Below are 13408 nucleotides of genomic sequence, written 5' to 3'. Positions count from 1 at the left end.
TGACTCGCTTTTTTTTCAATGCTGCAGTGCGCACATAAATATGAATAAATTCAGCATCTCCAGCATTTTTTTCTTAACGCTTGTCGATCGATACAACATCACGTTTCTCGGCACCAACAAACAATTGGCGTGGACGACCAATTTTTTGTTCTGGGTCAGAAATCATTTCTTTCCATTGTGCAATCCAGCCAACGGTACGGGCTAGCGCAAAAATACCAGTGAACAACGCGGTTGGAATACCAAGGGCACGTTGAACAATACCAGAATAGAAATCGACGTTCGGATACAGCTTACGACTCACGAAGTAATCGTCTTCCAGAGCGATTTTTTCCAATGCCATTGCCAGCTTGAACAAAGGATCATCTTGCAGACCTAATTCTTGCAGAACTTCGTAGCATGTTTCGCGCATCAATTTAGCGCGTGGATCGTAGTTTTTGTAAACGCGATGACCAAAGCCCATCAGCTTAACGCCAGAGTTTTTATCTTTAACCTGAGCGATAAATGTAGGGATATTATCAACACTACCGATCTCCTCTAGCATACTCAAAGCAGCTTCGTTCGCGCCGCCATGTGCAGGGCCCCACAAACATGCAATACCAGCAGCAATACATGCAAATGGATTTGCGCCGGAAGAACCAGCCAACCGTACTGTCGAAGTAGACGCATTTTGCTCGTGATCTGCATGCAAGATCAAAATACGATCCAAAGCACGAACCAGAACGTCATTCACTTTGTATTCTTCACATGGTGTGGAGAACATCATGTGCATGAAGTTCGCGCTATAGGACAAATCATTGCGTGGATACACGAATGGCTGCCCAATAGAATATTTGTACGCCATCGCAACTAGGGTAGGCATCTTAGCGATCAGGCGAATCGCAGATACTTCACGGTGATGCGGATCATTAATATCCAAAGAATCGTGGTAAAACGAAGACAACGCACCAACCGTACCAACCAACACAGACATCGGATGCGCGTCACGACGGAAGCCACGGAAGAAGAATTGCATTTGTTCGTGTACCATCGTGTGCTTGGTCACTGTAGAAACAAATTCTTCTTTTTGGGCCGCATTTGGTAATTCGCCATTCAACAATAAGTAGCAAGTTTCCAAGAAGTCGCCGCCATTCACAGCCAGTTGTTCGATAGGATAACCACGATACAGCAACTCGCCTTTATCGCCATCAATATAAGTAATCGAAGAATTACATGCCGCAGTCGACATAAAACCCGGGTCGTAAGTGAACATGCCAGTCGCACCGTACAATTTACGAATATCAATTACATCAGGACCGATAGATCCCTTGTAAATTGGCATTTCCAATGATGGGGAACCATCGGAGAATGAGAGGGTTGCTTTAGTTTCAGAATTAGTCATGGCTCTTCCTTCAGATAAGAGGTGAGTCGTTAATCAAAAAAACACAAAAAAAACTTTATTAATCAGGCTACGCGCAGACGGGATAGCAAAACATGCACATGAGGCAAGTCAACCTCGTCAGCAGGCTCCTTCCTCTCCATAATCAAATCCATCAGGACATTGTCAGACAATTCCATCAGGCGACTAAACGCATCTACTTCTTCGTCACTAAGATTCTCTTCATTCGCATCCAGGAACCGCGTCAATATCAGATCATTTTCTAACAAGCCACGTCTTGCACGCCAGCGCAAACGAGCGCGCTTTACCGGATCACTTTGGTGAGACTCTTCCACTAGCTTTGACATATTAATTTCTCTTTTAATGCTTTCTATTTCATGCAACTCTTCACATAGCAATAAGAGTTGCATGAAATAGAAGCGGTACGCATCGCACCGCCTCTTTTCAACAATTACACAGCGCGACGAACCATCAACTCTTTGATTTTGCCAATTGCACGGGTCGGATTGAGACCTTTTGGACAAACATCAACGCAGTTCATGATTGTGTGGCAACGGAACAAACGGTACGGATCTTCCAGATTATCGAGACGAGCTCCAGTTGCTTCATCACGAGAATCAGCAATAAAGCGATACGCCTGCAGCAAACCAGCTGGACCGACAAATTTATCCGGATTCCACCAGAATGATGGACAGGATGTTGAGCAGCATGCACACAAAATACACTCATACAAACCATCCAACTCTTCGCGCTCTGCTGGAGATTGCAAACGCTCTTTTTCCGGCGGAATAGAATCGTTCATCAAGTATGGTTTAATCGAGTTATATTGCTTGAAGAACTGCGTCATATCAACGATCAGATCGCGAATAACTGGCAGGCCTGGCAATGGACGCAAAACGATAGGTTCAATCAACTCGTTTAAGTTTGTTGTACAAGCAAGACCATTTTTACCATTGATGTTCATTGCATCAGAACCGCAAACACCTTCACGGCATGAGCGACGTAAAGCCAACGAATCATCCACATCTGCCTTAATACGCTGCAATGCATCCAACAACATTTTGTCGGTATCTTGCAACTCGACCGTCAAGTCTTGCATGTACGGTTTAGCATCCTTGTCCGGATCATATCGATAAATTTTAAATTTCAGTGTACGTGCCATGATATCTTCCTTGTGCGTCCTCCCGGACACACGATAAATAGACTGCCTGGCAGCACCAGACAGCGCATTTTCTCAATTTAGAATGTACGAGCTTTTGGCTTGAACGTCTCTACCGTCAGCGGCTTAGTGACGACAGGCTTATAGTCAAGTCGATTACCTTCGGAATACCAGAGTGTATGTTTCATCCAGTTTTCATCATCACGTTTTTCATAATCACGGTGCGCATGTGCACCACGTGATTCTTTACGAGCAGCAGCCGAAGTAATCGTTGCCTTAGCAGTTTCGATCAGGTTATCCAATTCCAACGCCTCTACACGCGCAGTGTTGAATACTTTGGACTTGTCTTTGAAAGAAACATGCTTACGTCGCTCATCGAGCTCCATGATTTCTTTGTAACCTTCTTGCAGCAGCTCATCCGTACGGAACACGCCGCAGTGATGCTGCATCGTTTTACGGATTGCGTTAGCAACGTCCTGAACACGTTCAGAGCCAGTGCTGCTTTCCAGCTTGGACAAACGGGACAAGGCCAGATCAGCTGCATCAGCAGGCAAATCTTTATTGCTACGTGCTTTGAGATTGCTTGCAACGATGTGGTTACCCGCAGCGCGGCCGAATACCAGCAAGTCGAGCAAGGAGTTAGTACCGAGACGGTTCGCGCCGTGTACGGATACGCAAGCGCACTCGCCAATCGCGTACAAGCCGTTAACTACTTCACTAGAACCATTTTTAGGCGCAACAACCTGACCATAAATGTTGGTTGGAATACCGCCCATTTGGTAGTGAATTGTTGGAACGACTGGAATTGGCTCTTTTGTAGCATCAACGTTAGCAAACTTATGTGCGATTTCCAGAATCGATGGCAGACGTTTTTGAATCGTTTCAGCACCAATGTGACGCAGATCGAGCATAACGTGATCCTTATTAGGACCACAACCACGACCTTCTTTAATTTCCTGATCCATAGAACGGGAAACGAAGTCACGTGGCGCCAAATCTTTCAGCGTCGGCGCATAACGTTCCATAAAACGCTCACCCTGGCTATTGACCAGAATGCCGCCTTCACCGCGCACACCTTCAGTAATCAAGACACCAGCACCTGCCACACCAGTTGGGTGAAATTGCCAGAATTCCATATCTTCCAGCGGCAAGCCAGCACGAGCAGCCATACCCATACCGTCACCGGTATTAATAAATGCGTTCGTGGAGGCTGCCCAAATACGACCAGCACCGCCAGTTGCGAAAATTGTTTGCTTCGCTTCTAGCATCATCACTTCGCCAGTTTCCATCTCAAGCGCAACAACACCAAGGACATCCCCATCTGCATCACGAATCAGATCGATCGCCATCCATTCAACGAAAAAGTGCGTACGGGCACGAACGTTACGCTGATACAGGGTATGCAACAATGCATGACCAGTACGATCAGCTGCAGCACAAGCGCGCTGAACTGGTTTTTCACCGAAGTTTGCAGTATGACCGCCGAATGGACGCTGATAAATAGTACCGTCAGCATTACGGTCAAACGGCATACCAAAGTGCTCCAACTCATACACGACTTTTGGTGCTTCACGACACATAAATTCAATCGCATCCTGATCACCGAGGTAATCAGAGCCTTTGACTGTGTCGAACATATGCCAGTACCAGTTATCTTCAGACATATTGCCCAAAGATGCACCGATACCACCTTGCGCAGCCACTGTATGTGATCGCGTAGGGAAAACTTTAGACAGTACAGCGACATTCAAGCCAGCTTCAGCCAATTGCAGCGAAGCACGCATACCTGAACCACCTGCACCAACGATAACCGCATCAAAACGACGGGTAGGAATTGTGGATTTAATCGCAGCCACTTTTATACTCTCCACAAAATTTGTGCGGCATAGCCAGCACTAGCAACCAGCCACAAAATGGTGGCAACCTGAAAAACCATACGTGCAACGACGCTATGAGTTACATAGTCCATCCAGACATCACGCATACCGACCCAAGCGTGATAGAGCAAGCAGATCACCACAGAAAAAGTGGCCAATTTAAACCATTGATGAGCAAAAACTCCCGCCCAGCCCTCGTAGGTAAAATTACTCCCTGCCAAAAACAGCACTAGCAACAGGACGGTATATACCGCCATGACGATCGCTGTCACACGCTGAGCTAACCAATCGCGCAATCCGTAATGCGCGCCAACGACCAAGCGCTTAGGTCCAATATTGTTGTTTGCCATTTAAAATACTCCAAACAATTTCAGGGCTACTAACGCTGACAACACAAGACTGACAGTCAGCACGCCGACTGCAGACTTACGTGCAGTATGTTTGTCAAGACCGTAGTGAAGATCCATAATCAGATGACGAACGCCTGCGCAAAAATGGTGCAAAAATGCCCAAACTAACGCTAGGATTACCAACTTAACAAAAACACCAGACGTCAATGCCTGCAATTCCGCAAACGAAACCTCCGAAGTCACACTCTTATCCAACAAAAACAAAATGAAGGGTAACAGCAAGAACATCAGCATTCCGCTTATACGATGCAAGATGGACACAATACCTGCCAGCGGCAATCGGTATCCTGTTGCATCAATCAGGCGCATCACACCATAGCGTGGCCTGTTTTTCACTACTTCAGACATAAATAATCTCCCCATTAACTAGTCTGTACACAAAATCATGCAATTTTCGCTCATTTTGGTGCATTGCACCAACAAAAATTGACGCCGTTCCTTCAAAATACCGTCATCTTAATACCAAATCTGAATATGTGCCGACAGTTGACCAGCAAAAGAGCAGCAAAACAGTTCAGGCACAAGTTCAATGCAAACCCATCTCGACAATTTATGTGCTTCCGCACAAACAACACAAGCACGACTCAACTAAGCTCATTGCGATAATGATGCTGCGAAGTCAGATAAAGGCCGCGCCGCAACTCAACTGGCTTATCACCATAGGTGTACGAAACCCTTTCGACGTTCAATAACGGAGCACCCAACGAAATACCCAACAACTCAGCAACGACAGCGTCCGCACAAACAGCTCTAATTTGCTCAGAAGCGCGAATCATGTGCGTACCAAACTCCGTCTCAAACAAGCCATACATAGGCCCCTTGTATTCATTCAGACGCTCGGCTGTCAACCCTTTAAAAATGACGCCAGGCAGCCACAGGTCATCCAGAATAGTCGGCACCCCGCTAAAAGACTGCACACGACGAATGAAAACAACCGAGTCACCAGACTTTATTTCCAATAGACGCGCCACCTCTGCCGGCGCACGCATACGCCGAACTTCGATAATTTTATTTTCGGGATAGTGCGGAACTCCCTGATCGGGCGCCAGACGCAAAAAACGGAATTGCGCTCTAGCCTCATGATGGGTCGCAACGAAAGTACCCTTCCCTTGGCGCCGCACCACAAGATTTTCCGCAGAAAGCTCATCAATTGCCTTACGAACGGTACCTTGACTCACTTTAAATCGTGCAGCCAATTCCATCTCGCTCGGAATAAGCTCACCAGGCTTCCACTCGCCAGATTGCAAACTCTGAGTAATCAGAGATTTAATCTGTTGATACAAAGGACTGAATGTCGGAGACACACTGACGGATGAGCCAACAAGCCCCCCACCAGAACTCGGCGAGTTCGCAGGTAAGATATTTGTATTTGGCGTATTTGAATTCATAGGTCGTAATTTCACCACAAAAACACCCGCGCCGTCTACAACTAAAGCTAACTAATATGTCTTATATAAGACATAAGATAGTCATTGACACATAAGACCGCAGCCCCTAAACTTCTTAAAAATTATGAAAAGTGCGCGGCAGTTGATGAGTGCGACCTCGTCAACCTACTAAAGTAATATAGCGTGAACTTAAGCAATGTAAAGTTGAAAAATCAAATATATTTGATTTTACAGAAAAATTCACTTCAAATATGGCTGACGAGCAGAGCGTTAAACGCTATCATTCGACATCGATCGCTGGCGTTCCAGACTCAATCAAATTTGAACATCGTTTTTTACCTCACTTCGGAGATGCATCATGGCAAAATCCCCTATGCGCGTAGCTGTAACTGGCGCCGCTGGTCAAATTGGTTATTCACTGTTGTTCCGCATTGCTAACGGCGACATGCTGGGCAAGGATCAACCAGTCATTTTGCAATTACTCGAAATCCCTGACGAAAAAGCGCAAAAAGCGCTTAAAGGCGTCATGATGGAAATCGACGATTGCGCATTCCCATTATTGGCTGGCATGACTGCTCACAGCGACCCAATGACAGCGTTTAAAGATATCGACGTAGCGCTGCTGGTTGGTGCACGCCCTCGCGGCCCAGGAATGGAACGTAAAGATTTGCTCGAAGCTAACGCACAGATCTTCACCGTACAAGGTAAAGCACTGGATGCAGTTGCATCACGTAACGTTAAAGTTTTAGTTGTAGGCAACCCAGCCAACACTAACGCTTACATCGCAATGAAATCCGCGCCATCTTTGCCAGCAAAAAATTTCACAGCAATGTTGCGCTTGGATCATAACCGCGCGTTGTCACAAGTTTCCGCGAAAATCGGCAAACCAGTTTCTGCAATTGAAAAATTGTGCGTTTGGGGCAATCACTCCCCTACAATGTATGCAGACTATCGGTTTGCAACAGCTGACGGCGCAGCAGTAAAAGATCTGATCAACGATCAAGTCTGGAATAAAGACGTGTTCCTGCCAACAGTTGGCAAACGTGGTGCAGCTATCATCGAAGCACGTGGCTTGTCTTCTGCAGCTTCTGCAGCGAACGCAGCAATTGACCACGTTCGTGACTGGGTATTGGGCACTAACGGCAAATGGACAACCATGGGCATCCCGTCTGACGGCTCATATGGCATTCCAGAAGGTACAATGTTTGGCTTCCCAGTAACAACAGAAAACGGCGAATACACGATCGTTCAAGGTCTGGAAATCGACGAATTCTCACGTGAACGCATCAATGTCACTCTCAAAGAATTGCAAGAAGAGCGTGATGGCGTCAAACACTTGGTAGGCTAACAAACAAGGCAAGGGCGGACAGGAGATTTTTGACCGCCCTCCTTTACTGTATTTTTAAAACTGATGCATCCATCCCGCGCCTTATTTCAGGATCAGTTAACACCGGCTTTTTTACCGGTTTGTGATCACTATGCGGGCTCGGAAAAATTAATGCGCAAATCCATGGATCTCCAGCAAACACTGGGACCTGTATTTGACATTACTTTCGATTGCGAAGACGGTGCCGCGACTGGTAGCGAAGCAAATCACGCGAAAATGGTTTGTGAACTTCTCAATAGTCCCGAAAATCAATTTTCTCGAATTGGCGTACGCGTGCACGACATTCAGCACGACGCTTTTGAGCAAGATTTATCTCTAATTATTCCAGCAACCGCACAACGGCTTGCATACATTGTTTTACCAAAAGTTAATTCTGCCGATCAAGTCGCTAATGCGATTTGTCAAATAAATGACTATGCATTTTCGTCCGGAAGAAATAATTTACCCATCCACGTTTTAATTGAGACGCATGACGCACTCGCTGACGTAACGGCCATTGCCGCCTTGCCCCAGGTTGAATGTCTGTCGTTTGGAATTATGGACTTTGTTTCATCACATTACGGCGCAGTTCCCTCGTCAGCAATGCAGTCACCAAACCAGTTTGAACACCCTCTTGTTGCCAGAGCAAAGCTTGAGATTTCAGCGGCCTGCCATCGATTCGGTAAGGTACCGTCTCATAATGTGACCACCGACATTCAAGATTTATCTGTCGTCACCAACGATACCCTGCGAGCAAAAACTGAATTTGCTTACACTCGGATGTGGAGCATCCATCCAGCCCAGATTAATCCTATTGTCCGTGCAATGGCACCTCAGCATGATGAAATATCTGCTGCGGCTGAGATTCTGTATTGTGCCAAAGAAAACAATTGGGCACCTATTCAGTATGCTGGGAAATTACACGATCGCGCCAGTTATCGTTATTTCTGGACAATTTTAAAACGCGCTAAATCTTGCGCCATTACGCTGCCTGAAATGGCAAATGCTTTACTTGAAGGAGACCTCGAATGAATCAACTTTTATCCCGCGTCGCGAGCTTAATTATCGTGGGCAGCTTTATGTTAGCGCCGCTCGCTGCGCGTGCTGAAAATACACCAGTACAAAGCAAAGCCAAGACGTCGATCAAAGCGAAAAAAGTAGCAACACCTGTACATCAAGATCCAGATGAAATTGAACCTGACGTTCATGAGGATAAAAATTACGACTACACGTGCGAACTCGGCAATTCTTTGACGATGTACACACACGGCGATAACATTGACCATATTGCGATGCGCTGGAAAAAGCGCTTATACGCAATGCATCGTGTCGATACAACCACAGGCGCTTATCGTTTTGAGAACCCAAAAGCAGGATTTATCTGGATTGGTATCCCAGCAAAAGGCTTGCTGCTCGACTCACGCAAGGGTCAGCAACTCGCTAACGAATGTACCAGCGCAGTACCTATGATGGCAGATGCAACACAAGCAGCAAGCAAGGTAGAAGCGCCAGCTGAAGCCACCCCGGTAACAAAATAAATCCCAGGTTGAGCAAGGGAATTGACGCCACTTACCGAGAGCATTGCTAGGTATGTTGGGGTCTAGCTCAAAATAAAGAAGCAGTAAGCATATATTTGATCATTGATTTTTGTAAATAAGGAATAGCCATGAGCCAAAATGCGTATCAAGATGCATTCAAAACCCTGAAAGATTTTAAAATTTCAGAAACAAAGAAAGGTAAATTCTTTTCTTTGCCTGCACTGGAAAAAAATCTGGGAGTAAAAATCTCTCGCCTACCAGTTTCCATTCGGGTAGTTCTGGAATCTGTTCTGCGTAACTGTGACGGTAAAAAAGTTACTGAAGAACACGTTAAACAACTCGCAAACTGGGGCGCAGTTGCAACACGTACTGATGAAATTCCTTTTGTCGTTTCCCGTGTTGTATTGCAAGATTTCACAGGCGTTCCACTCCTGGCAGATCTGGCTGCGATGCGTAATGTCGCCGCTAAAGAAGGCAAAAATCCAAAAAATATCGAACCATTAGTGCCAGTTGATCTAGTCGTCGATCACTCGGTACAGATCGATCATTTCCGCGAAAAGAAAGCGCTTGATCTGAACATGAAACTGGAATTTGAACGCAACAACGAGCGTTATCAGTTCATGAAATGGGGCATGCAAGCATTTGACACTTTCGGCGTAGTTCCTCCAGGCTTTGGTATTGTTCACCAGGTTAACCTGGAATACTTGGCACGCGGCGTACACAAAGTTAAAGATGCGAAGAAAAATGAAGTTTACTACCCTGACACACTGGTAGGGACAGACTCCCACACAACAATGATCAACGGCATCGGCGTAGTTGGCTGGGGCGTTGGTGGTATTGAAGCTGAAGCAGGTATGCTCGGCCAACCAGTCTACTTCCTGACACCTGACGTTGTTGGCGTAAATCTGACTGGCGCACTGCGTGAAGGTTGTACAGCAACCGATCTGGTCCTGACCATTACTGAATTGCTGCGTAAAGCAAAAGTAGTTGGTAAATTTGTTGAATTCTTTGGCGAAGGTACACGCTCCCTGTCACTGACAGACCGCGCTACAATCGCTAACATGGCGCCAGAATACGGCGCGACAATGGGCTTCTTCCCAGTTGACGAAGCAACCATCGATTACTTCAAAGGTACAGGCCGCACTAAAGCAGAAATCGATGCATTTGAAGGCTATTTCAAAGCCCAAAAAATGTTCGGTATTCCGAAAAAAGGCGATATAGACTACACCACAGAAATCTCTCTGGATCTGTCTTCCGTTGCTCCATCTTTGGCGGGCCCTAAGCGCCCACAAGATCGTATCGAAATCGGCAATGTAAAATCCACTTTCGCTGACCTGTTCTCCAAACCAACATCTGAAAACGGCTTCAACAAAAAAGCTGAGGATCTGACAGCGGTTTACACCAATAGCGACAATGTTAAAGTTAAAAACGGTGACGTGCTGATCGCTGCAATTACTTCTTGCACCAACACTTCCAACCCAAGCGTACTGCTGGCCGCTGGTTTGCTGGCAAAGAAAGCCGTTGAAGCAGGTCTGAAAGTTGCTCCACATATCAAAACATCTCTGGCTCCTGGCTCCCGCGTTGTAACGAAGTACTTGGAAGCAGCTGGCCTGTTGCCATACCTCGAAAAGCTCGGCTTTGGCGTAACCGCATACGGTTGCACCACTTGTATCGGTAATGCTGGCGATCTGACTCCAGCAATGAACGAAGCCATTGTTGCAAACGATATCGTGGCATCTGCCATTTTGTCTGGCAATCGTAACTTTGAAGCACGTATTCACCCGAACATTCGCTCCAACTTCCTGGCATCCCCTCCATTAGTCGTGGCTTATGCTATCGCAGGTAACATGACTAAAGATCTGATGACAGAACCAGTTGGTCGCGTTAAAGGCAAAGACATTTTCTTGGGCGACATCTGGCCAACCAGTGCAGAAATCCAAAAATTAATGAAGTTCGCGATGAACTCCAAAACGTTCAAAGATAACTACGCTGACGTTAAAGGTGCACCAGGCAAGCTGTGGGAAAACATCAAAGGCGTCGCAGAAGGTGAAGTCTACAACTGGCCAACATCCACGTACATTGCCGAACCACCATTTTTTGCTGACTTCACAATGGAACCAAAAGCAGCTGCGACAGGCATCACTGCCGCACGTGCATTGGGCGTATTCGGCGACTCCATCACGACTGACCATATTTCCCCAGCAGGTTCGATCAAAGAATCCAGCCCAGCAGGTAAATGGTTGAAAGAAAACGGCGTTCTGAAAGCAGATTTCAACTCTTACGGCTCACGTCGTGGTAACCACGAAATCATGATGCGCGGCACTTTTGCTAACGTTCGTATCAAAAACTTGATGATCCCAGCGAAGGAAGATGGCTCCCGCGTAGAAGGCGGCGAAACATTGTTCCAACCAACTGGCGAACAAATGGCCATCTACGATGCAGCGATGAAGTATGTTGCTGAAGGCACACCAACCATGATCTTCGGTGGCGAAGAATATGGTACTGGCTCCTCCCGCGACTGGGCAGCAAAAGGTACGCAATTGTTGGGCGTGAAAGCGGTTATCGCTAGATCCTTCGAGCGTATCCACCGCTCTAACTTGGTTGGTATGGGTGTATTGCCACTGCAATTCATCGGTACAGATAGCGTTGATTCTTTGGGCATCACAGGCAATGAATCGTTCGATCTGAAAGGCATCGAAAACGAAATCAAACCTCAACAAGAAGTAACACTGGTCATTCACCGTGCAAACGGCGAATCACAAGATGTTAAAGTTCTGTTGCGCATCGATACACCAATCGAAGTTGACTACTACAAACATGGCGGTATTTTGCCGTTCGTATTGCGTCAATTGTTGTCCGCTTAATCAGAGTCAATCAGCCAAGCTGTATTAACCATTGCGTGCCGCTCGATAGCGAGCACACAATGGTCTGTACAAGCAAAAAAAGGGAAGCAACTTCGTCAACTTCCCTTTTTTATTTTCAACTATTTATTAAATAAAAGCACTTTCTGATCACTTCGTGATTGGAGCAGACATGCCGTCTAACGCCTGACTAATATCGGCAATCAGATCTTCCGCATCTTCAAGTCCGATATTAAAACGCACTAGCACTCCAGACTCATCCCAATTTTTCCGCATCTTTTCGATTCTGTAAGGCACACACAAACTATGCGCCCCACCCCAGCTAAAACCGATTTTAAATAACTTCAGACTCTCAACAAAGCGATCCGTCTGTACCTCAGAATACTGGGGATCAAATAAAACCGAAAAAAGGCCTCCCGCACCACTAAAGTCGCGTTTCCAAATCTCATGTCCAGAACAATCGCTAAGGGCTGGATGCAATACTTTGTTGATCTCGGGTCGCGTGGATAACCATTGAGCGATTGTGCGCGCAGACTTGTCATGCGCATCAAAGCGGAGTTTTAAACTAGGAAGATTGCGTAGCACCAGATACGCGTCATCCATTCCCACGCCCAAACCTAGACGCATATGAGCCATTTGTAGAGTGGCATATAAACCGGCATCCCTAGTAATGACCGCCCCCATCAAGACATCAGAACCACCACTCTGATATTTGGTCAACGCCTGCATCGAGATATCAACACCTCGTTCAAAAGCGGGGAATGCAATGCCACCAGACCACGTATTATCTAACGCAACCAGAACCCCTTTATCATGTGCTGCAGCACAAATCGCCGGAATATCAGGCACCTCCATGGAGACTGAACCCGGCGCTTCCGTCCAGATCAGCTTGGTATTGCTTTGAATGAGATCCGCAATCCGCGCTCCAATCATCGGATCGTAGTAGCGGGTACTGATGCCAAAACTTTGACTCAGCCAGTTTGCAAGTTCGCGATTAGGGCTGTACACATTATCCGGAATCAACACGTCATCACCACTTTGCAACAGCGCCAGATCAATTAAGGTGATGGCAGAAAGTCCGCTCGGCGCGAGCAAACAATGGCGCCCGCCCTCAATATGCGCCAGACGGGCTTCAAGCGTAAAGCTGGTTGGAGTACCATGCAATCCATAAGTGTACGAGGACTTTTCTAGCCAACTTCGATCTCGCATCGCTTTTACGCTTTCAAACAGAACCGTTGATGCATGATGAATAGCAACCGGAAACGCTGAAAATCCAGCGGGTGCTGTATACGAGTGATGAACCAACTGCGTGTTAGGTCCAATTGGTTTGCCTACCGGGTCTTTCATCATTATTCTCCACATTATTTAACATTACTAACAAGCAAATCACATTAAGATATGTTGATCACAGGGTGTATTTCATACAATTTTTCT

The 13408-nt window shown here is 46.4% G+C and carries 12 protein-coding genes; 4 read left to right on the top strand and 8 right to left on the bottom strand.

Annotation, left to right across the window (positions count from 1 at the left end; all coding sequences use genetic code 11):
* Nucleotides 1-73: 73 nt before the first annotated feature.
* The 7 genes from gltA to ACO0KV_RS12045 all read right to left on the bottom strand — a co-directional run bounded on the left by gltA (nucleotide 74) and on the right by ACO0KV_RS12045 (nucleotide 6209).
* On the bottom strand, nucleotides 74-1378 hold the full coding sequence (gene gltA / locus ACO0KV_RS12075) for a citrate synthase (protein ID WP_423042779.1): 1305 nt from the start codon (nucleotides 1376-1378) through the stop codon (nucleotides 74-76).
* Nucleotides 1379-1440: 62 nt separating this feature from the next.
* Nucleotides 1441-1722 carry a succinate dehydrogenase assembly factor 2 gene (locus ACO0KV_RS12070; RefSeq protein WP_423042778.1) on the bottom strand — a complete coding sequence of 94 codons (282 nt, stop codon included), beginning with the start codon at nucleotides 1720-1722 and terminating at the stop codon, nucleotides 1441-1443.
* Nucleotides 1723-1826: 104 nt separating this feature from the next.
* A complete protein-coding gene (locus ACO0KV_RS12065) occupies nucleotides 1827-2537 on the bottom strand; it encodes a succinate dehydrogenase iron-sulfur subunit (protein WP_423042777.1) in 711 nt (236 codons plus the stop codon).
* Between the two features lie 77 nt (nucleotides 2538-2614).
* A complete protein-coding gene (gene sdhA / locus ACO0KV_RS12060; protein ID WP_423042776.1) occupies nucleotides 2615-4390 on the bottom strand; it encodes a succinate dehydrogenase flavoprotein subunit in 1776 nt (591 codons plus the stop codon).
* Nucleotides 4391-4392: 2 nt separating this feature from the next.
* On the bottom strand, nucleotides 4393-4761 hold the full coding sequence (gene sdhD / locus ACO0KV_RS12055; protein ID WP_423042775.1) for a succinate dehydrogenase, hydrophobic membrane anchor protein: 369 nt from the start codon (nucleotides 4759-4761) through the stop codon (nucleotides 4393-4395).
* On the bottom strand, nucleotides 4762-5169 hold the full coding sequence (sdhC, locus tag ACO0KV_RS12050) for a succinate dehydrogenase, cytochrome b556 subunit (protein ID WP_423042774.1): 408 nt from the start codon (nucleotides 5167-5169) through the stop codon (nucleotides 4762-4764).
* A 236-nt stretch (nucleotides 5170-5405) separates the two neighbouring features.
* On the bottom strand, nucleotides 5406-6209 hold the full coding sequence (locus tag ACO0KV_RS12045; RefSeq protein WP_423042773.1) for a GntR family transcriptional regulator: 804 nt from the start codon (nucleotides 6207-6209) through the stop codon (nucleotides 5406-5408).
* Between the two features lie 358 nt (nucleotides 6210-6567).
* Here ACO0KV_RS12045 and ACO0KV_RS12040 point away from each other — a divergent pair, with 358 nt between their 5' ends.
* The 4 genes from ACO0KV_RS12040 to acnA all read left to right on the top strand — a co-directional run bounded on the left by ACO0KV_RS12040 (nucleotide 6568) and on the right by acnA (nucleotide 11977).
* Nucleotides 6568-7557 (top strand): malate dehydrogenase, encoded by a 990-nt coding sequence (locus tag ACO0KV_RS12040; protein ID WP_423042772.1) that lies wholly within the window; start codon nucleotides 6568-6570, stop codon nucleotides 7555-7557.
* 63 nt (nucleotides 7558-7620) lie between these two features.
* The gene (locus ACO0KV_RS12035; protein ID WP_423042771.1) at nucleotides 7621-8607 is read left to right on the top strand and encodes an HpcH/HpaI aldolase/citrate lyase family protein; all 987 of its coding nucleotides are present in this window, start codon (nucleotides 7621-7623) and stop codon (nucleotides 8605-8607) included.
* Nucleotides 8604-9113 carry a hypothetical protein gene (locus ACO0KV_RS12030; RefSeq protein WP_423042770.1) on the top strand — a complete coding sequence of 170 codons (510 nt, stop codon included), beginning with the start codon at nucleotides 8604-8606 and terminating at the stop codon, nucleotides 9111-9113. The genes ACO0KV_RS12035 and ACO0KV_RS12030 overlap by 4 nt, the downstream gene beginning before the upstream one ends.
* 128 nt (nucleotides 9114-9241) lie before the next feature.
* Nucleotides 9242-11977 (top strand): aconitate hydratase AcnA, encoded by a 2736-nt coding sequence (gene acnA / locus ACO0KV_RS12025; RefSeq protein ID WP_423042769.1) that lies wholly within the window; start codon nucleotides 9242-9244, stop codon nucleotides 11975-11977.
* Between the two features lie 147 nt (nucleotides 11978-12124).
* Here the strand turns inward: acnA and ACO0KV_RS12020 are convergent, their stop codons facing one another.
* Nucleotides 12125-13321, bottom strand: coding sequence for a cystathionine beta-lyase (locus tag ACO0KV_RS12020; protein WP_423042816.1), 1197 nt, complete (start codon nucleotides 13319-13321; stop codon nucleotides 12125-12127).
* Nucleotides 13322-13408: the final 87 nt, after the last annotated feature.

Origin of the sequence: Undibacterium sp. RuRC25W (assembly GCF_049339825.1) — a bacterium.
Classification (GTDB): Bacteria; Pseudomonadota; Gammaproteobacteria; order Burkholderiales; family Burkholderiaceae_D; genus Undibacterium.
Note: the sequence above shows the minus strand (reverse complement) of the source record. Positions and strands in the feature narration are given on the sequence as shown.

Excerpts from the sequence above, each read along its gene's own strand:
- gltA (WP_423042779.1), bottom strand. The coding sequence starts at position 1,378 with ATGACTAATTCTGAAACTAAAGCAACCCTCTCATTCTCCGATGGTTCC.
- ACO0KV_RS12070 (WP_423042778.1), bottom strand. The coding sequence starts at position 1,722 with ATGTCAAAGCTAGTGGAAGAGTCTCACCAAAGTGATCCGGTAAAGCGC.
- ACO0KV_RS12065 (WP_423042777.1), bottom strand. The coding sequence starts at position 2,537 with ATGGCACGTACACTGAAATTTAAAATTTATCGATATGATCCGGACAAG.
- sdhD (WP_423042775.1), bottom strand. The coding sequence starts at position 4,761 with ATGGCAAACAACAATATTGGACCTAAGCGCTTGGTCGTTGGCGCGCAT.
- sdhC (WP_423042774.1), bottom strand. The coding sequence starts at position 5,169 with ATGTCTGAAGTAGTGAAAAACAGGCCACGCTATGGTGTGATGCGCCTG.
- ACO0KV_RS12045 (WP_423042773.1), bottom strand. The coding sequence starts at position 6,209 with ATGAATTCAAATACGCCAAATACAAATATCTTACCTGCGAACTCGCCG.
- ACO0KV_RS12040 (WP_423042772.1), top strand. The coding sequence starts at position 6,568 with ATGGCAAAATCCCCTATGCGCGTAGCTGTAACTGGCGCCGCTGGTCAA.
- ACO0KV_RS12035 (WP_423042771.1), top strand. The coding sequence starts at position 7,621 with ATGCATCCATCCCGCGCCTTATTTCAGGATCAGTTAACACCGGCTTTT.
- ACO0KV_RS12030 (WP_423042770.1), top strand. The coding sequence starts at position 8,604 with ATGAATCAACTTTTATCCCGCGTCGCGAGCTTAATTATCGTGGGCAGC.
- acnA (WP_423042769.1), top strand. The coding sequence starts at position 9,242 with ATGAGCCAAAATGCGTATCAAGATGCATTCAAAACCCTGAAAGATTTT.
- ACO0KV_RS12020 (WP_423042816.1), bottom strand. The coding sequence starts at position 13,321 with ATGAAAGACCCGGTAGGCAAACCAATTGGACCTAACACGCAGTTGGTT.